Consider the following 17,955-nt stretch of genomic DNA (forward strand, 5'->3'; position numbering starts at 1 on the left):
AGGTTAAGGTTATCTGACCAGGGCCGGTTCCCTCCTCTTGCCGGCCCTGCTTCTTCTTTTTGCTATGCGAGAGTTGAAGCTGAAATCTGCGTTTCATGCTGGCACGAGAGCATGGCGCGTTCGACGGCTGCACCCACCAGCGCCAGCGCCTTTTCAGTCTGCTCGTTGATCGGCAGCCCGTAGTTTAAGCGCAGACAGTTACGGTATTTACCCGAGGCCGAAAAGAGTGAGCCTACGGCTATCTGAATTTTTGACTCGCGCAATTCGCGGTTGAGCCGGACCGCATCAAACGCTTCGGGGAGCTCTATCCACATCAGAAAACCGCCCTGAGGACGGGAAACGCAGATGCCGCAGGGAAAGTAGTGGCGCACCCAGCAGCTAAAGGTTTCATAGTTACGATGATAGATTTGCCGCATCCGGCGCAGATGGGGCTGATAATGGCCCTGGCGGATAAACTCGGAGACCGCATGCTGAGGCTGTGTGGCGGTGGAACCTGTGACGATATATTTCATGTGCAGTACACGGTCGCGATAGCGGCCGGGTGCAACCCAGCCGACACGCAAACCTGGCGCCAGCGTTTTGGAAAAGGAGCTGCACAGCAGAACCCGGCCATCGAGATCCAGCGCTTTAATGGTCGCTGGGCGCGGATATTCCCAGGCTAACTCACCATAAACATCATCTTCAATGACCGCCGCGTCAAACCGCTGCGCCAGGGCAAGCAATGCCCGCTTACGCGGCTCAGGCATGATAAATCCCAGCGGATTATTACAGTTCGGTACAACAACGACTGCTTTAATCGGCCATTGATCAAACGCCAGTTCCAGCGCTTCCAGGCTGATGCCGGTTACCGCATCAGTCGGGATCTCAATGGCACGAATGCCAAATCCGCGCAGGGTTTGCATGATCCCGTGAAACGAAGGCGACTCAACAGCAATGATATCGCCCGGCTCGCAGACCGCACGCACGGCTACCGATAACGCTTCATGGCAGCCGGTGGTAATAACGATATCATCGGCGGTGAGCTGGCAACCGCTATCTATCGCCAGTCGTGCAACCTGTTGCCGCAGTGCGAGAACACCATAGAGGTTGTCATAATTGAGCAGCGCGATGTCCTGCTTCTGAGCCTGTCGGCTGAAGGCTTTCCACAGCGGCTTAAGCGTCGGTTGGGTCAGATCGGGCATGCCGCTTCCCAGCTGCAACACATCATCTTCCAGACGGCTGTTGATCAGCTCCAGCACCGCATCCCACTGCGTTACCTCAACCGGCCGCTGTGCGGGACGGGTCAGCGCAGGCATCGGGGGGCGTCGCCTTACGCGAGGCCACAAAATAGCCAGAGCGCGACTGCGGCGTAATCATCTGCTTCTCTTCCAGCAGATGATAAGCCTGCTGCACGGTGCTGATACTGACGCCATGTTCGGCACTCAGACTGCGTACCGAGGGCAGGCGCTCACCGCTGCGATATAAACCTTGTTCGATACGCTGAGCCAGCAGCGTGGCCAGATGTTCATATCGCGTCATTGTATTTCCTCTGACTCAGGAGCTGAGCATTAACCGGTACAGTTATGCCTCTTTTCTACCATTCAGATCGCCATTACTGCAATCTGTATGTTAAAGAAAGGTGATTTTTGCGTCTGTATCATACAGAGCGATCCGCTGAGAATAGTCCTCAGACAATTCACTGAGGGCACTATCATGGGATACGACGAGAATCGCGCAGCTAAACCGTTTACAGGCACGCCTTACCAGCTGGTTCGTTACTTGTGGCGCAGTTATAAACGCTGGCAGCTGCGGCGTGAGACACGCGTCATCCTGTCGAAGCTGAGTGACAGTCAGCTGAAAGACATTGGCCTTGGCCGCAACGACTGGAATGTCTGAATCAGAGACAAAAAAAACCCTGCCGAGGCAGGGTTTTTATCAGGTAAAGGACGATTAATCGTCTTTGTTGCCGCCGAGACCGGCGTTCAACAGTTCAGCCAGGCTGGCTGAGGCTTCATCCGCAGTAACCTGCGGTGCAACCGGAACTTCACCTGCCGCTTTGCGGCGCATACGATCCTGATGGTACGCATAACCGGTACCGGCCGGGATCAGACGACCCACGATTACGTTCTCTTTCAGGCCGCGCAGTTCATCGCGCTTACCTGCTACTGCTGCTTCGGTCAGGACACGCGTGGTTTCCTGGAACGATGCTGCAGAGATGAACGATTCGGTAGCCAGTGACGCTTTGGTAATACCCAGCAGGTCACGCATGAAGGTTGCGCCAACTTTTCCGTTCGCTTCCAGATCACGGTTAGAGATCTTGATGCGAGAGAATTCAGCCTGCTCACCTTCCAGGAAGTCTGCACTTCCTGCGCTCACGATGGTTGCTTTACGCAGCATCTGACGAACGATGACTTCGATGTGCTTATCGTTAATCTTAACGCCTTGCAGACGGTAAACTTCCTGCACTTCGTTAGTGATGTAACGGGTCACCGCATGCACGCCACGCAAGCGCAGGATGTCATGTGGAGACTCTGGGCCATCGGAAACCACGTCACCGCGCTCAACACGTTCACCTTCGAACACGTTCAGCTGACGCCATTTCGGAATCATCTCTTCGTACGGCTCACTGCCATCCAGCGGAGTGATGACCAGACGACGCTTACCTTTGGTCTCTTTACCGAAGGAGATGATGCCGCTGATCTCCGCCAGAATAGCTGGCTCTTTCGGACGACGCGCTTCGAACAGGTCAGCAACGCGTGGCAGACCACCGGTAATATCCTTGGTACCGCCAGATTCCTGCGGAACACGCGCCAGCGTGTCACCAGCACTGATCTTCACGCCATCTTCCAGCTGAACAATCGCTTTACCAGGCAGGAAGTACTGAGCCGGCATGTCGGTGCCCGGGATCAGAACGTCGTTGCCGTTGGCATCAACAATTTTCAGCGCAGGACGCAGATCTTTACCGCCCGCAGTACGTTCAGCACTGTCCAGAACCACCAGCGAAGAAAGACCGGTTAAGTCATCTGTCTGACGGGTAATGGTCTGGCCATCAACCATGTCCGTGAAGCGAATGAAACCGCCCACTTCGGTGATGACTGGCATGGTATGCGGATCCCAGTTTGCGACGGTTTCGCCCGCTGCAACCTGCTCACCATCACCTTTCGCCATGGTAGAACCATAAGGAACTTTATAGCTCTCTTTGGTACGACCAAATTCGTCGATCATTTTCAGTTCAACGTTACGCGAGGTGATCACCAGCTTGCCTGCCGAGTTCGTTACCGACTTAGCGTTGGTCAGCTTGATGGTACCTTTGTTCTTCACCTGAATGCTGGATTCAGCAGCCGCACGTGATGCCGCACCACCGATGTGGAACGTACGCATCGTCAGCTGTGTACCTGGCTCACCGATGGACTGTGCCGCGATAACACCGATCGCTTCACCTTTGTTGATGATGTGACCACGTGCCAGGTCGCGACCATAGCAATGCGCACACACACCAAAGTCGGTTTCACAACCTACTACTGAGCGGACTTTCAGGCTGTCGACTGAGTTCAGTTCCAGCACGTCACACCAGTGCTCATCGAGCAGCGTGTTGCGTGGAACCAGAATGTCAGCAGTACCCGGCTTCAGAACGTCTTCAGCGGTCACACGACCCAGAACACGTTCACGCAGTGGCTCTTTAACGTCGCCACCTTCGATGACAGGTGTCATCATGATGCCTTCGTGTGTACCACAGTCATCTTCGGTAACAACCAGATCCTGTGCAACGTCAACCAGACGACGCGTCAGATAACCGGAGTTCGCCGTTTTCAGTGCGGTATCCGCCAGACCTTTACGAGCACCGTGGGTTGAGATGAAGTACTGGAGTACGTTCAACCCTTCACGGAAGTTCGCCGTGATTGGTGTTTCGATGATGGAGCCATCTGGCTTCGCCATCAGACCACGCATACCGGCCAGCTGACGAATCTGTGCAGCAGAACCACGCGCACCGGAGTCAGCCATCATAAAGATGCTGTTAAAGGAAACCTGTCGCTCTTCTACGCCGTCACGGTTAATAACGGTCTCGGTTGAGAGGTTTTCCATCATCGCCTTGGCAACACGTTCGTTGGCTGCTGCCCAGATATCGATGACTTTGTTGTAACGTTCGCCTGCGGTTACCAGACCAGACTGGAACTGCTCCTGGATCTCAGCCACTTCAGCTTCCGCTTCAGAGATGATTTCCACTTTCTTCTCTGGAATAACCATGTCGTCGATGCCGACAGACGCGCCTGAACGGGCTGCGTAAGCGAAACCGGTGTACATGGTCTGGTCAGCAAAGATAACAGTCGGCTTCAGGCCCAGAATGCGGTAACAGGTGTTCAGCATTTTGGAGATAGCTTTTTTTGCCCAGCGCCTGGTTAACGATGGAGAAAGGCAGACCTTTTGGCACGATCATCCACAGGATGGCACGGCCAACAGTGGTGTCGATGATGCTGGTTTTAGCAACCCACTCATCCTGCTCATTTTTCTCGTGTTCGGTGATACGCACCTTAACGCGAGCATGCAGCGATGCGAGGCCAGCGCGATAAATACGCTCAGCTTCTTTCGGGCCAGTCAGCACCATGCCTTCGCCTTTGGCGTTAACACAGTCACGGGTCATGTAGTACAGACCCAGTACAACGTCCTGAGAAGGAACGATGATTGGCTCGCCGTTCGCAGGTGACAGGATGTTGTTGGTCGACATCATCAGCGCACGCGCTTCCAGCTGGGCTTCCAGCGTCAGCGGTACGTGAACAGCCATCTGGTCACCATCGAAGTCGGCGTTGTATGCCGCACAAACCAGCGGGTGCAGCTGGATCGCTTTACCTTCGATCAGAACCGGTTCAAAGGCCTGAATACCCAGACGGTGCAGCGTAGGCGCACGGTTCAGCAGAACCGGGTGCTCACGGATCACTTCGTCGAGGATATCCCAGACAACCGCTTCTTCGCGCTCAACCATTTTCTTCGCGGCTTTGATGGTGGTGGCCAGGCCACGCAGTTCCAGCTTGCCGTAAATGAACGGTTTGAACAGTTCGAGTGCCATTTTCTTCGGCAGACCGCACTGATGCAGGCGCAGGTATGGACCTACGGTGATAACCGAACGACCAGAATAGTCGACACGTTTACCCAGCAGGTTCTGACGGAAACGACCCTGCTTACCTTTGATCATGTCAGCCAGCGATTTCAGCGGACGCTTGTTGGAACCGGTGATCGCACGACCGCGACGACCGTTGTCCAGCAGTGCATCGACCGCTTCCTGCAACATACGCTTTTCGTTGCGCACGATGATATCTGGCGCAGCCAGATCCAGCAGGCGTTTCAGGCGGTTGTTACGGTTGATCACGCGACGATAGAGATCGTTCAGATCCGACGTTGCGAAACGGCCACCATCCAGCGGTACCAGCGGACGCAGATCCGGTGGCAGAACAGGCAGCACGGTCAGGATCATCCACTCTGGCTTGTTGCCAGACTGAACGAACGCTTCCAGCAGCTTGATGCGCTTGGTCAGCTTTTTACGTTTGGTTTCGGAGTTAGTTTCGTTCAGCTCTTCACGCAGCTGCTCGCACTCCTGCTCCAGATCCATGTTTTTCAACAGGGCCTGGATCGCTTCGGCGCCCATTTTGGCGTCGAACTCGTCACCGAACTCTTCCAGAGCGTCAAGGTACTGCTCTTCAGTCAGAATCTGACGCTTCTCGAGGTTGGTCATGCCACCTTCGATTACTACGTAAGATTCAAAATAGAGCACGCGCTCGATGTCACGCAGTGGCATATCCAGCAGTAAGCCGATACGCGATGGCAGTGACTTCAGGAACCAGATGTGCGCAGTCGGCGACGCCAGTTCGATGTGGCCCATACGCTCACGGCGTACTTTAGTCTGGGTCACTTCAACGCCACACTTCTCACAAATCACACCACGGTGTTTCAGGCGCTTGTATTTGCCGCACAGGCACTCATAGTCTTTTACCGGCCCGAAGATACGGGCACAGAACAGACCATCGCGCTCTGGCTTAAAAGTACGGTAGTTAATGGTTTCTGGCTTTTTCACTTCACCAAAAGACCAGGAACGGATCATGTCTGGCGAAGCCAGCGCAATTTTGATCGCATCAAACTCTTCGGTCTTAGTTTGCGCTTTCAGAAACTTAAGTAAGTCTTTCACGGATTAGCTCCCGTCGGAGTGAGACTCAGAGGGCGTCCAACCGAAATTGAACGCCCCGTAACCAGTACAATTGCGAGCGCTTTAAACCCTGCGCTTTCAGGCGGCGGCGAACCGCAGCCTGAAAAGGGGTTACTCGTCTTCCAGCTCGATGTTGATACCCAGCGAGCGAATCTCTTTCAACAGTACGTTGAAGGATTCCGGCATGCCCGGTTCCATCTGATGGTTACCGTCAACGATGTTTTTATACATCTTGGTACGGCCGTTGACGTCATCAGACTTAACGGTAAGCATTTCCTGCAGGGTATACGCGGCACCATATGCTTCCAGTGCCCATACTTCCATCTCACCAAAGCGCTGACCACCGAACTGTGCCTTACCACCCAGCGGCTGCTGAGTAACCAGGCTGTAGGAACCGGTTGAACGCGCATGCATCTTGTCATCAACCAGGTGGTTGAGTTTCAGCATGTACATGTAGCCAACGGTTACCTGACGTTCGAACTGCTCACCGGTACGGCCGTCAAACAGGGTAATCTGACCGGAAGAAGGCAAGCCGCCGAGCTGCAGCAGCTCTTTGATTTCGCTCTCTTTCGCGCCATCAAACACCGGAGTGGCGATTGGCATACCTTTCTTCAGGTTCTCAGCCAGACGCAATACTTCGTCGTCGGAGAAGGTGTTCAGGTCAACTTTCTGACGCAGATCGCTACCCAGGTCATAGGCGCGCTGGATGAATTCGCGCAGTTTCGCGACGTCTTCCTGCTTTTTGAGCATGGCGTTGATCTTCTCGCCGATGCCTTTCGCTGCCATACCCAGGTGGGTTTCCAGAATCTGACCGATGTTCATACGCGATGGTACGCCCAGCGGGTTCAGAACGATGTCAACCGGCGTGCCGTTTTCATCGTAAGGCATATCTTCGATCGGGTTGATCTTAGAGATAACACCTTTGTTACCGTGACGGCCTGCCATTTTGTCACCCGGCTGAATCTGACGCTTAACAGCCAGATAAACCTTAACGATTTTCAGCACGCCTGGTGCCAGATCATCGCCCTGGGTGATTTTACGACGCTTACCTTCGAGTTTTTTCTCAAACTCGTGCTTCAGCTCGTCGTACTGCTCTGCCAGCTGCTCCAGCTGGTTTTGCTTGGCTTCGTCAGTCAGACCCAGTTCCAGCCAGCGCTCGCGCGGCAGCTTGTCCAGTTTGTCTGCTTCAACGCCACCAGAAATCAATACGTTCTGGATACGGCTGAACAGGCCCGCTTCCAGAATCTGCAGTTCTTCAGACAGGTCTTTCTTGGCCTGCTTCAGCTGCATCTCTTCAATTTCCAGCGCACGTTTGTCTTTTTCCACGCCATCGCGGGTAAAGACCTGAACGTCGATCACGGTGCCTGACACGCCATTCGGTACGCGCAGTGACGAATCTTTCACGTCAGAGGCTTTTTCACCGAAGATAGCGCGCAGCAGTTTCTCTTCTGGCGTCAGCTGGGTTTCACCTTTTGGCGTAACCTTACCAACCAGAATGTCGCCACCGGTTACTTCAGCACCGATGTAGACGATGCCTGACTCATCCAGTTTAGAGAGTGCAGCTTCACCCACGTTCGGGATATCAGCGGTAATCTCTTCCGGCCCCAGTTTGGTGTCACGCGACACGCAAGCCAGTTCCTGAATGTGGATAGTCGTAAAGCGATCTTCCTGAACCACACGCTCGGAGACCAGGATGGAGTCTTCGAAGTTGTAACCGTTCCACGGCATGAACGCTACGCGCATGTTCTGGCCCAGTGCCAGTTCACCCAGATCGGTGGACGGGCCATCTGCCAGCACGTCGCCGCGCTCAACCGGCTCACCCAGAGAAACACATGGCATCTGGTTGATGCAGGTGTTCTGGTTAGAACGGGTATATTTGGTCAGGTTATAGATGTCGATACCGGCTTCGCCAGCATGCATTTCGTCTTCGTTAACTTTGATAACGATACGTGATGCGTCGACGTACTGTACGGTACCGCCACGTTTGGCAACGGCAGTTACACCGGAGTCAACGGCAACAGCACGTTCCATACCCGTACCAACCAGCGGCTTATCAGCACGCAGAGTCGGAACGGCCTGACGTTGCATGTTCGCACCCATCAGGGCGCGGTTAGCATCATCGTGTTCCAGGAATGGGATCAGTGACGCACCGACAGAAACGATCTGTTGAGTCGAAACGTCCATGTAGTCAACCTGATCGCGGCTGAACAGGCTTGATTCGCCTTTGCTACGGCAGGTGACCAGGTCATCAACAAACGCGCCGTTATCATCAAGAGGGGCGTTCGCCTGAGCGATAACGTAGTTACCCTCTTCGATAGCAGACAGGTAGTGAATCTCGTCAGAAACCAGACCGTCGATAACACGGCGGTAAGGCGTCTCAAGGAAACCGTACTCGTTGGTCTGTGCATACACAGACAAGGAGTTGATCAGACCGATGTTCGGGCCTTCAGGGGTTTCGATTGGGCAGACACGACCGTAGTGCGTTGGGTGTACGTCACGCACTTCGAAGCCGGCACGCTCACGCGTCAAACCACCCGGGCCGAGAGCAGAGATACGACGTTTGTGCGTAATCTCTGACAGCGGGTTGTTCTGATCCATAAACTGAGAAAGCTGGCTGGAACCAAAGAACTCTTTCACCGCGGCCGAAATTGGCTTCGCGTTGATCATGTCCTGTGGCATCAGGGTATCAAGGTCGCCCAGTGACAGACGCTCTTTCACCGCACGCTCAACACGTACCAGACCGACACGGAACTGGTTCTCAGCCATTTCACCGACTGAACGAATACGACGGTTACCGAGGTGGTCGATATCGTCCACTTCGCCTTTACCGTTACGGATGTCGATCAGCTTCTTCATCACTTCGATGATGTCATCTTTGCTCAGGATGCCTGAACCTTCGATTTCATCACGCAGCAATGAACGGTTGAACTTCATACGACCCACAGCAGAAAGATCGTAACGATCTTCAGAGAAGAACAGGTTCTCAAACAGGTTCTCTGCTGCTTCGCGTGTTGGCGGCTCACCAGGACGCATCATGCGGTAGATCTCAACCAGTGCGCTCAGACGATCGCTGGTTGGGTCGACACGCAGGGTCTCGGACATATATGGACCGTGGTCCAGATCGTTGGTGAACAGCGTTTCGATGCGCTTGTGACCGGACTGGCTCAGTTTGGCCAGCAGATCCAGTGACAGTTCCATGTTCGCTGCAATGATCAGCTCACCGGTGCTCTCATCGATGTAGTCTTTAGCGACCACTTTGCCCGCGATATATTCAACCGGAACTTCGATGTGCTGAATGCCATCTTTTTCCAGCTGACGGATATGGCGCGCAGTAATACGGCGTGCTTTTTCGACGTAGACGGTGCCGTTCGCTTCGATATCGAAGGTCGCAGTTTCACCGCGCAGGCGCTCAGGCACCAGCTCCATCTGCAGCTTGTTGTCGCGAATTTCAAACACCACTTTCTCGAAGAAGATATCGAGGATCTGAGGTGTAGTGAACTGCAACGCACGCAGGATGATAGTGGCCGGCAGCTTACGACGACGGTCAATACGGACAAACAGGTTATCTTTCGGGTCAAACTCAAAGTCGAGCCATGAACCGCGGTAAGGGATGATACGTGCGTTGTAGAGCACTTTACCCGATGAGTGGGTTTTACCCTTATCGCTATCAAAGAACACGCCAGGACTACGGTGCAGCTGAGAAACGATAACGCGCTCGGTACCATTGATAACAAAGGTACCATTGTCGGTCATGAGCGGAATTTCGCCCATGTAGACTTCTTGTTCTTTAATGTCTTTTACGGTGCCTTCTGGCGCTTCGCGCTCATAGACCACCAGACGCAGTTTCACGCGCAGCGGTGCCGAATAGGTCACGCCACGGATCTGACACTCTTTCACGTCAAAGACAGGTTCACCCAGGCGATAGCTGACATACTGCAACTCAGAGTTGCCGCTGTAGCTCGCAATAGGGAATACAGAGCGGAATGCAGCTTCCAGTCCGTACTGACCTTCTGGATCTTGCTCGATAAACTTCTGGAACGAGTCGAGCTGGATGGAAAGGAGATAAGGTATGTCCAGTACTTGCGGACGTTTACCAAAATCCTTACGAATACGTTTTTTCTCGGTATAGGAGTAAACCATAGGGTTCCTCAGCTAGCTGACAAGTCGACCCACGCTGTCCGTCCTGACAGGACAGTTCATGCAACACGATTTTGTTTGATTCACTGGCTGCGCAGCAGCAGTGCAATACCTCTTTCTATCACGCTTAAATCATTTCATCGCTGTTGCGAGGGCAGGGAACCCGCACAGGTAGAGCGGTATATTAAGTCGTCGATAGAGAAAGATATTGAAGAGTAACAATGGACAAACAGTGTGAAACCCCATTGAGACCCTGTAGCGCAAAAAAGGCTGGTGACCAAAAAGTCACCAGCCATCAGCCTGAAACTACTCAGACTGCAACCCGAAGGCTGTCTTACTTAACTTCAACTTCAGCGCCAGCTTCTTTCAGAGCAGCTTCAAGTGCAGCTGCGTCATCTTTGCTGATCGCTTCTTTGATTACGCCAGTTGCTTCAACCAGATCTTTGGCTTCTTTCAGGCCCAGACCAGTTGCAGTACGTACGGCTTTGATTACTGCAACCTTGTTCGGGCCAACAGCTTTCAGGACTACGTCGAATTCAGTTTTTTCTTCAACAGCTTCAGCCGGGCCCGCAGCAACAGCTACAGCAGCAGCAGCAGAAACGCCGAATTTTTCTTCCATAGCAGAAACCAGCTCAACTACTTCCATTACGGACATCGCTGCAACAGCTTCCAGAATTTGGTCTTTAGTAATAGACATGACAATTGTTCCTAAGAATCAGAAAAAGTTTATACGTAAGCAAGTACGAAGAAAAGAAGATGGCCTTAAGCCGCTTCTTTTGCATCGCGTACAGCAGCCAGAGTGCGGACCAGTTTGCCGGCAGCGGCTTCTTTCATGGTCGACATCAGACGTGCCAGTGCTTCTTCGTAGGTCGGCAGCGTTGCCAGACGGTCAATATTGGCCGCCGTGATCAGCTCACCTTCAAAGGCTGCAGCTTTGACCTCAAATTTTGCATTCGCTTTCGCGAAATCTTTGAACAGACGAGCAGCAGCGCCCGGGTGTTCCATAGAATATGCAATCAGGGTCGGACCAACAAACGTGTCTTTCAGGCACTCAAACTGAGTTCCTTCAACGACGCGGCGCAGCAGGGTGTTACGAACAACACGCATGTAAACGCCAGCTTCACGGCCTGCTTTACGCAGTTCGGTCATTTTATCAACGGTAACGCCACGGGAATCCGCAACAACCGCTGAAAGCGCACCTTTGGCTACTTCGCTGACTTCAGCAACAATCGCTTGTTTGTCTTGAAGATTTAATGCCATTAGCTTTTGCTCCTGGATTTGACCGGGAAAGGATTTCCCCGGAACTCACTTCACTTACTCACCCCAAGGGGAAATAAGCGCTCGAACACGGTGAGCAGAATCCAGCTAAGAAAAAATTCTTTTGGTTCTGTCACCGTCTACGCAGGGTATTAAGCGGAATATCCGGAGATAAGCAGCTCCTGCGGTCTTGGACGGAGGCCAGGATAAGGCCTGGCTCCAACCTAAATTCTGTGCGACGCAGCAGAGTCAGAGGGAAAGGCGATACACGCAACAATCAGTTCTGGCTCTCTGGTGTCCTGTTCCGTTAATAACAGAACAACGGGCGTAAGATTCTAGGTGAATTTTTCGCCCGTTTCAAGCAGCAATTAGTTTGCTGTTGCGTTCAGACCAGCCTGGTCAACGGCAACGCCGGCGCCCATGGTGGTTGAAAGGCTAACTTTCTTGATGTACACGCCTTTCGCCTGAGATGGTTTTGCTTTTTTCAGCGCAACCAGCAGAGATTCCAGGTTTTCTTTCAGTTTGTCAGCGTCAAAGTCCACTTTACCGATGGTAGTGTGGATGATGCCGTTTTTGTCGTTACGATAACGAACCTGACCCGCTTTAGCGTTCTTAACCGCTTCAGCAACGTTAGGCGTTACAGTACCGACTTTCGGGTTTGGCATCAGGCCACGTGGACCCAGAATCTGGCCCAGCTGGCCAACAACGCGCATTGCATCCGGAGAAGCAATAACAACGTCAAAATTCATTTCGCCTTTCTTGATCTGATCAGCCAGGTCTTCCATGCCTACCAGCTCAGCGCCTGCTGCTTTAGCAGCTTCAGCGTTGGCGCCCTGGGCGAAGACAGCAACACGTACTGAACGACCAGTACCGTGTGGCAGAACGGTCGCGCCGCGAACGTTCTGATCAGATTTACGTGCATCAATGCCGAGGTTGACAGCAACGTCAACGCTTTCAACGAACTTGGCAGTAGCCAGTTCTTTCAGCAGAGCAACAGCTTCAGCAATATCATACTGCTTGGTCGCGTCAACTTTGTCGCGAATTACGGTCATGCGCTTGGTCAGCTTAGCCATTTCTTAGTCCTCTACTACCAGGCCCATGGAACGAGCAGTACCTTCGATTGAGCGAGTCATCGCTTCAACGTCAGAACCAGTCATGTCCGCAGCTTTGGTTTCTGCGATTTCACGTACCTGAGCACGAGTCACTTTACCGACTTTATCTTTGTTCGGCTTACCAGAACCAGACTTGATGCCCGCTGCTTTTTTCAGCAGTACGGCAGCCGGAGGCGTTTTGGTAATGAAGGTGAAAGAACGGTCGCTGTATACGGTGATAACAACTGGAGTCGGCAGACCTTTTTCCAGAGATTCGGTCTTAGCGTTGAACGCTTTACAGAATTCCATGATGTTAACACCCTGCTGACCCAGAGCTGGACCAACCGGTGGACTTGGGTTCGCCATACCAGCTGCAACCTGCAGCTTGACGTAGGCTTGGACTTTCTTAGCCATGATATTTCCTCAATTGGGTTATAGCGCCTGTAAAGGCTCCCCGTGATAACGATTTACACGCTGTTGCCAGCGCATAAAAACAAAAGGCGCGAAATTGTAGTTAAATTTCGCGCCTGCTGCAACAGCTAATTTGTGAGCGGAAAGAGGTTAACCTTTCTCCACCTGACCGAAGTCGAGCTCAACCGGCGTGGCACGTCCAAAGATGGAAACGGATACCGTCAGGCGGCTCTTCTCGTAATCCACATCTTCAACCACACCGTTAAAGTCAGCAAAAGGACCGTCATTAACGCGAACCATTTCACCTGGCTCAAACAGCGTTTTCGGACGAGGCTTGTCGCCGACCTGCTGCAGACGGTTCATGATCGCATCAACTTCTTTATCGCTGATAGGTGCCGGACGGTCAGATGTACCGCCGATGAAACCCATCACGCGTGGGACGCTGCGTACCAGGTGCCAGCTGGCGTCATTCATCACCATCTGAACCAGTACGTATCCCGGGAAAAACTTGCGCTCGCTCTTACGACGCTGGCCACCACGAATTTCAACGACTTCTTCAGTCGGAACCATGACGTCGCCAAACAGCTCTTCCATGTTGTGCAATTTGATATGCTCGCGCAGCGATTGTGCTACGCGGCCTTCAAAACCGGAAAACGCCTGTACGACGTACCAGCGTTTCTTTGGAGCTTCAGACATCTCAGAACCTCAGGCCAGTGATAAACGATACCAGACGGACCAGAATACCATCCAGCCCCCACAAAATCAGTGACATCACGGCAGTAACCGCGGCAACGATTAACGTGGTGTGCAGCGTTTCCTGGCGGGTTGGCCAGATAACCTTACGCATTTCTGTTCTTGCTTCACGAGCAAAAGCCACGGTCGCTTTGCCTTTGGTCGTTAAAAGCGCAATGCCGCCAGCCGCTGCAATCAGTACAACTACGGCTAAAGCACGCAGTGGCAGTGACACATCACGATAGAGGTAGTTACCTACAATCGCTGCAAGCAGCAGTAACACGACTACTACCCACTTTACCGCTTCCAGGCCACGCCCGCTCCCTTGAGCTTCGGTATTCGCACTCATAAACCAACCTGCCACAATAATTCAGAAACTATTCTGCCCCGCAGTGCGAGGCGTCCAAACCGAATGAGCTTTTGGGGCGTAACTCGGTATCCAACGCCGCATAACAGAGCCTGTCTCAGCAATGATTATGATTCAAAAAATCACTGATGAGCCAGGTTCTATGAAACAGCGTGCAAAAAGGGCATCAAATGATGCCCTTTCCGTGTGCATTGCGTCAAACGTTATCGGTAATTATGCGATAACTTTAGCAACAACACCCGCGCCAACGGTACGGCCACCTTCGCGGATTGCGAAGCGCAGACCTTCGTCCATTGCGATTGGGTGGATCAGGGTAACAACCATTTTGATGTTGTCGCCTGGCATGACCATCTCAACGCCTTCTGGCAGCTCTACTGAACCGGTTACGTCAGTTGTACGGAAGTAGAACTGTGGACGATAGCCTTTGAAGAACGGAGTATGGCGGCCACCTTCGTCTTTAGACAGAACGTAAACTTCTGACTCGAACTGGGTGTGCGGCTTGATTGAGCCTGGCTTAGCCAGAACCTGGCCACGCTGGATGTCTTCACGCTTGATACCACGCAGCAGAACACCACAGTTTTCGCCTGCCTGACCCTGGTCCAGCAGCTTACGGAACATCTCAACACCGGTACAGGTTGATTTCGCAGTATCTTTGATACCCACGATTTCAACTTCGTCGCCGACTTTAACGATGCCGCGCTCAACACGACCGGTTACAACGGTACCACGGCCAGAGATTGAGAATACGTCTTCGATTGGCAGCAGGAACGGCATGTCGATCGCACGGACTGGATCCGGGATGTAGTTGTCCAGGTGTTCAGCCAGCTCAACGATTTTTGCTTCCCACTCAGGAACGCCTTCCAGCGCTTTCAGAGCAGAACCACGAACGATTGGGGTGTCATCGCCTGGGAAGTCGTACTGTGACAGCAGGTCACGTACTTCCATCTCTACCAGTTCCAGCAGCTCTTCATCATCAACCATGTCACACTTGTTCAGGAACACGATGATGTAAGGAACGCCAACCTGACGACCCAGCAGGATGTGCTCACGGGTCTGTGGCATTGGGCCATCAGTCGCAGCAACAACCAGGATCGCGCCGTCCATCTGCGCAGCACCGGTGATCATGTTTTTCACATAGTCGGCGTGGCCTGGGCAGTCAACGTGAGCGTAGTGACGTGCAGCAGTCTCATACTCAACGTGTGCGGTGTTGATGGTGATACCGCGGGCTTTTTCTTCAGGCGTGCTGTCGATCTGATCGAATGCACGAGCCTGGCCGCCGTTGGTTTTAGCCAGTACGGTAGTGATAGCTGCAGTCAGGGTGGTTTTACCGTGGTCAACGTGACCGATGGTGCCCACGTTTACGTGCAGTTTGTTACGTTGAAATTGCTCTTTAGCCATCGCTAGTCCCTCTAAGACACGGATATATCAATGATATCATCACATTAACCAGGCAATGCCTGACTGCAAGGAAGTTACAGAGAAAATCAGGAGGGAGATTAAAGGAAGTGGTGCTGATACCCAGAGTCGAACTGGGGACCTCACCCTTACCAAGGGTGCGCTCTACCAACTGAGCCATATCAGCACATCTGGAGCGGGCAGCGGGAATCGAACCCGCATCATCAGCTTGGAAGGCTGAGGTAATAGCCATTATACGATGCCCGCATCCTGGAACTCGGCTACCTGTTCTTTCTGTAGCTTGCAGATAACAGAGATGTTTCTCTACTATCTACTGCCTGTCAGCGAAGCTGACCGACTTTGACTTCGCTAACGCTCAGTCTGAATTCAGGGTGATAAGTGACTCACCTGACAGATAAACAGGTTGTTTATCTGCGTACCCAACCGCGAGGTTGAGATGGTGGTGGGAGAAGGATTCGAACCTTCGAAGTCTGTGACGGCAGATTTACAGTCTGCTCCCTTTGGCCGCTCGGGAATCCCACCTACTTGATGGTGCCGGCTACCGGAATCGAACTGGTGACCTACTGATTACAAGTCAGTTGCTCTACCAACTGAGCTAAGCCGGCATCAAGTGGAGCGCATTCTAGGAAGGTCGGGCTCTGGATGCAACTAAAAAATCGCTTATTTTTTTCTATCGCTTACTATTTGTGCAAATTATCGCATTTTAGTGTTTTTGTGCAGAATATTTGTGCAATCTGGTCCTGTTTTCATAGGATCAGTCGGCTCGCGCTAATGCCTTAGGCCTCTCTCTGGAACGCTTTTCAGCAGATAAATGATCTGCAGGCAGTATTTTTATTTCACACGCCTGTACCGAACGATGCTTTTTTTGACCTCGCCTGCGCTTTTTTTTCATGTGCAGGCACTTTTCTGTAGAAAGCAGGCCTGTTTTGACATGCGTGTCCCTAATGTCGGTACGACGATGACCAGGCGTGGTGCCTTTCAAAATGACTCTATGCCGTTTGTTCTTTTGCTGAAGTTCTTATGGGACATATTGAATTTGTACCGCATCAGCCTCTCTCTATGCCCTTATGGCGGCGTTTTGTCATTCAGACGTTGTCAGATGTAAAAAGCAGATAAAAGCCGCACATGCGCTGTGATGACCTGCAATATCATAAACAACGATAAAGCAGTAAAAATTAAAGCCACCATGATGTTTTGTGGGTATGCCGACGAAAGCGAGATCACGTTTATCTTTTTACTTCTGTTAAAAGCCATACTGGTGATACCCTCCAGCCCATTGTTCTCACTGATAAACCAGCGATTCGTGATTCACTTCACCTGTGCTGTCCTGCTTATCGGATAACACGCGGTTGATAGCCATGAATTTGCGGTCAGATGCATGCTTATGGATAAAACGACCCCCCCTGACAACGCCTTATTTAGAGTTCACTCGTGAGCAATGGGCTGCATTACGTGATTCCGTACCTATGACGCTGTCAGAGGAAGAGATCGCGCAGCTGGAGGGCATCAACGAGGATCTCTCGCTGGAGGAAGTAGCGGAAATTTATCTGCCACTTTCGCGTCTGCTTAATTTTTATATAAGTTCTAACGTTCGCCGACAGGCTGTACTGGAGCAATTTCTGGGCACCAATGGCCAGAAAATCCCCTATATCATCAGTATTGCGGGTAGCGTAGCGGTCGGTAAAAGCACGACTGCGCGTGTCTTGCAGGCTTTGCTCAGCCGCTGGCCTGAACATCGCAAAGTCGAATTGATCACCACTGATGGCTTCCTTCATCCTAATGCCGTGCTGAAAGAGCGTGGGTTAATGAAGAAAAAAGGATTCCCGCAATCCTACGATATGCACCGGTTGGTCAATTTCGTCTCCGATTTGAAGTCGGGAGCCAGTCAGGTTACTGCTCCGGTCTATTCACATCTGATTTATGATGTCATCCCTGATGGCGATAAAGTGATACAGCAGCCAGATATTCTGATTCTGGAAGGACTGAATGTATTACAGAGTGGAATGGACTATCCCCACGATCCCCATCATGTCTTTGTTTCAGATTTCGTCGATTTTTCTATCTATGTTGATGCAGAGGAAGATCTCCTGCAAAGCTGGTATATCAATCGATTCCTGAAATTCCGCCAGGGCGCATTTACCAATCCGGACTCCTATTTCCATCATTACGCCCAGCTTTCAGAAGCAGAAGCGGTTGAAATTGCTGGTAATTTGTGGAAAGAGATTAACTGGCTTAACCTGCAGGAAAATATCCTGCCGACGCGCGAACGAGCCAGCCTGATTATGACCAAAAGTGGCGATCATGCAGTCGATAAGGTTCGCTTGCGTAAATAACTGCTGTCATAAAAAAAGCCTGCGCTGCTGCAGGCTTTT

The 17,955-nt window shown here is 52.2% G+C and carries 11 protein-coding genes, 4 tRNA genes and 2 pseudogenes; 2 read left to right on the forward strand and 15 right to left on the reverse strand.

The window, feature by feature from the left end:
* Positions 1-62 precede the first annotated feature (62 nt).
* A pseudogene (locus tag JNO11_RS18485) lies at positions 63-1,518 on the reverse strand (PLP-dependent aminotransferase family protein).
* A gap of 174 nt (positions 1,519-1,692) precedes the next feature.
* Here JNO11_RS18485 and JNO11_RS18490 point away from each other — a divergent pair.
* On the forward strand, positions 1,693-1,875 hold the full coding sequence (locus tag JNO11_RS18490) for a DUF1127 domain-containing protein (protein ID WP_010261051.1): 183 nt from the start codon (positions 1,693-1,695) through the stop codon (positions 1,873-1,875).
* Between the two features lie 54 nt (positions 1,876-1,929).
* Here JNO11_RS18490 and JNO11_RS24845 read toward each other — a convergent pair whose 3' ends face one another.
* The 14 genes and pseudogenes from JNO11_RS24845 to JNO11_RS18555 all read right to left on the reverse strand — a co-directional run bounded on the left by JNO11_RS24845 (position 1,930) and on the right by JNO11_RS18555 (position 16,188).
* Positions 1,930-4,281, reverse strand: a complete 2,352-nt coding sequence (locus JNO11_RS24845; protein WP_346267499.1) for a hypothetical protein — start codon at positions 4,279-4,281, stop codon at positions 1,930-1,932.
* Positions 4,282-6,070, reverse strand: a pseudogene (gene rpoC / locus JNO11_RS24850) (DNA-directed RNA polymerase subunit beta'); the annotation flags it as partial.
* Positions 6,071-6,283: 213 nt separating this feature from the next.
* Positions 6,284-10,312: a DNA-directed RNA polymerase subunit beta gene (gene rpoB / locus JNO11_RS18500; protein ID WP_010261046.1), complete on the reverse strand. Its 4,029-nt coding sequence runs from the start codon at positions 10,310-10,312 to the stop codon at positions 6,284-6,286.
* A gap of 331 nt (positions 10,313-10,643) precedes the next feature.
* Positions 10,644-11,006: a 50S ribosomal protein L7/L12 gene (gene rplL / locus JNO11_RS18505; protein ID WP_008927142.1), complete on the reverse strand. Its 363-nt coding sequence runs from the start codon at positions 11,004-11,006 to the stop codon at positions 10,644-10,646.
* Positions 11,007-11,071: 65 nt separating this feature from the next.
* Positions 11,072-11,569, reverse strand: coding sequence for a 50S ribosomal protein L10 (gene rplJ, locus JNO11_RS18510; protein ID WP_003848098.1), 498 nt, complete (start codon positions 11,567-11,569; stop codon positions 11,072-11,074).
* 365 nt (positions 11,570-11,934) lie between these two features.
* The gene (rplA, locus tag JNO11_RS18515; RefSeq protein ID WP_010261038.1) at positions 11,935-12,639 is read right to left on the reverse strand and encodes a 50S ribosomal protein L1; all 705 of its coding nucleotides are present in this window, start codon (positions 12,637-12,639) and stop codon (positions 11,935-11,937) included.
* A gap of 3 nt (positions 12,640-12,642) precedes the next feature.
* Complete coding sequence (gene rplK / locus JNO11_RS18520) at positions 12,643-13,071, reverse strand: 50S ribosomal protein L11 (RefSeq protein ID WP_006121495.1); 429 nt, start codon at positions 13,069-13,071, stop codon at positions 12,643-12,645.
* Between the two features lie 147 nt (positions 13,072-13,218).
* A complete protein-coding gene (nusG, locus tag JNO11_RS18525; protein WP_003848088.1) occupies positions 13,219-13,764 on the reverse strand; it encodes a transcription termination/antitermination protein NusG in 546 nt (181 codons plus the stop codon).
* 1 nt (position 13,765) lies between these two features.
* Positions 13,766-14,149, reverse strand: a complete 384-nt coding sequence (gene secE / locus JNO11_RS18530; protein WP_008927141.1) for a preprotein translocase subunit SecE — start codon at positions 14,147-14,149, stop codon at positions 13,766-13,768.
* A 231-nt stretch (positions 14,150-14,380) separates the two neighbouring features.
* The gene (gene tuf, locus JNO11_RS18535) at positions 14,381-15,565 is read right to left on the reverse strand and encodes an elongation factor Tu (RefSeq protein ID WP_010261012.1); all 1,185 of its coding nucleotides are present in this window, start codon (positions 15,563-15,565) and stop codon (positions 14,381-14,383) included.
* Between the two features lie 108 nt (positions 15,566-15,673).
* Positions 15,674-15,749, reverse strand: a tRNA-Thr gene (locus JNO11_RS18540).
* 5 nt (positions 15,750-15,754) lie between these two features.
* A tRNA-Gly gene (locus JNO11_RS18545) sits at positions 15,755-15,829 on the reverse strand.
* Between the two features lie 191 nt (positions 15,830-16,020).
* Positions 16,021-16,105, reverse strand: a tRNA-Tyr gene (locus JNO11_RS18550).
* Between the two features lie 7 nt (positions 16,106-16,112).
* Positions 16,113-16,188 (reverse strand) — tRNA-Thr (locus JNO11_RS18555).
* 753 nt (positions 16,189-16,941) lie between these two features.
* On the opposite strand from JNO11_RS18555, the gene coaA reads away from it, so the two are divergent.
* Positions 16,942-17,916: a type I pantothenate kinase gene (gene coaA, locus JNO11_RS18560; protein WP_325177684.1), complete on the forward strand. Its 975-nt coding sequence runs from the start codon at positions 16,942-16,944 to the stop codon at positions 17,914-17,916.
* The last annotated feature ends 39 nt before the right edge of the window (positions 17,917-17,955 follow it).

Source organism: Pantoea sp. 1B4 (genome assembly GCF_016925765.1).
Classification (GTDB): domain Bacteria; phylum Pseudomonadota; class Gammaproteobacteria; order Enterobacterales; family Enterobacteriaceae; genus Pantoea; species Pantoea agglomerans.

What these genes read in the sequence shown, in the direction of transcription:
- JNO11_RS18490 (WP_010261051.1), top strand. Translation starts at nt 1,693, where the DNA reads ATGGGATACGACGAGAATCGCGCAGCTAAACCGTTTACAGGCACGCCT.
- JNO11_RS24845 (WP_346267499.1), bottom strand. Translation starts at nt 4,281, where the DNA reads ATGTACACCGGTTTCGCTTACGCAGCCCGTTCAGGCGCGTCTGTCGGC.
- rpoB (WP_010261046.1), bottom strand. Translation starts at nt 10,312, where the DNA reads ATGGTTTACTCCTATACCGAGAAAAAACGTATTCGTAAGGATTTTGGT.
- rplL (WP_008927142.1), bottom strand. Translation starts at nt 11,006, where the DNA reads ATGTCTATTACTAAAGACCAAATTCTGGAAGCTGTTGCAGCGATGTCC.
- rplJ (WP_003848098.1), bottom strand. Translation starts at nt 11,569, where the DNA reads ATGGCATTAAATCTTCAAGACAAACAAGCGATTGTTGCTGAAGTCAGC.
- rplA (WP_010261038.1), bottom strand. Translation starts at nt 12,639, where the DNA reads ATGGCTAAGCTGACCAAGCGCATGACCGTAATTCGCGACAAAGTTGAC.
- rplK (WP_006121495.1), bottom strand. Translation starts at nt 13,071, where the DNA reads ATGGCTAAGAAAGTCCAAGCCTACGTCAAGCTGCAGGTTGCAGCTGGT.
- nusG (WP_003848088.1), bottom strand. Translation starts at nt 13,764, where the DNA reads ATGTCTGAAGCTCCAAAGAAACGCTGGTACGTCGTACAGGCGTTTTCC.
- secE (WP_008927141.1), bottom strand. Translation starts at nt 14,149, where the DNA reads ATGAGTGCGAATACCGAAGCTCAAGGGAGCGGGCGTGGCCTGGAAGCG.
- tuf (WP_010261012.1), bottom strand. Translation starts at nt 15,565, where the DNA reads ATGGCTAAAGAGCAATTTCAACGTAACAAACTGCACGTAAACGTGGGC.
- coaA (WP_325177684.1), top strand. Translation starts at nt 16,942, where the DNA reads ATGAATTTGCGGTCAGATGCATGCTTATGGATAAAACGACCCCCCCTG.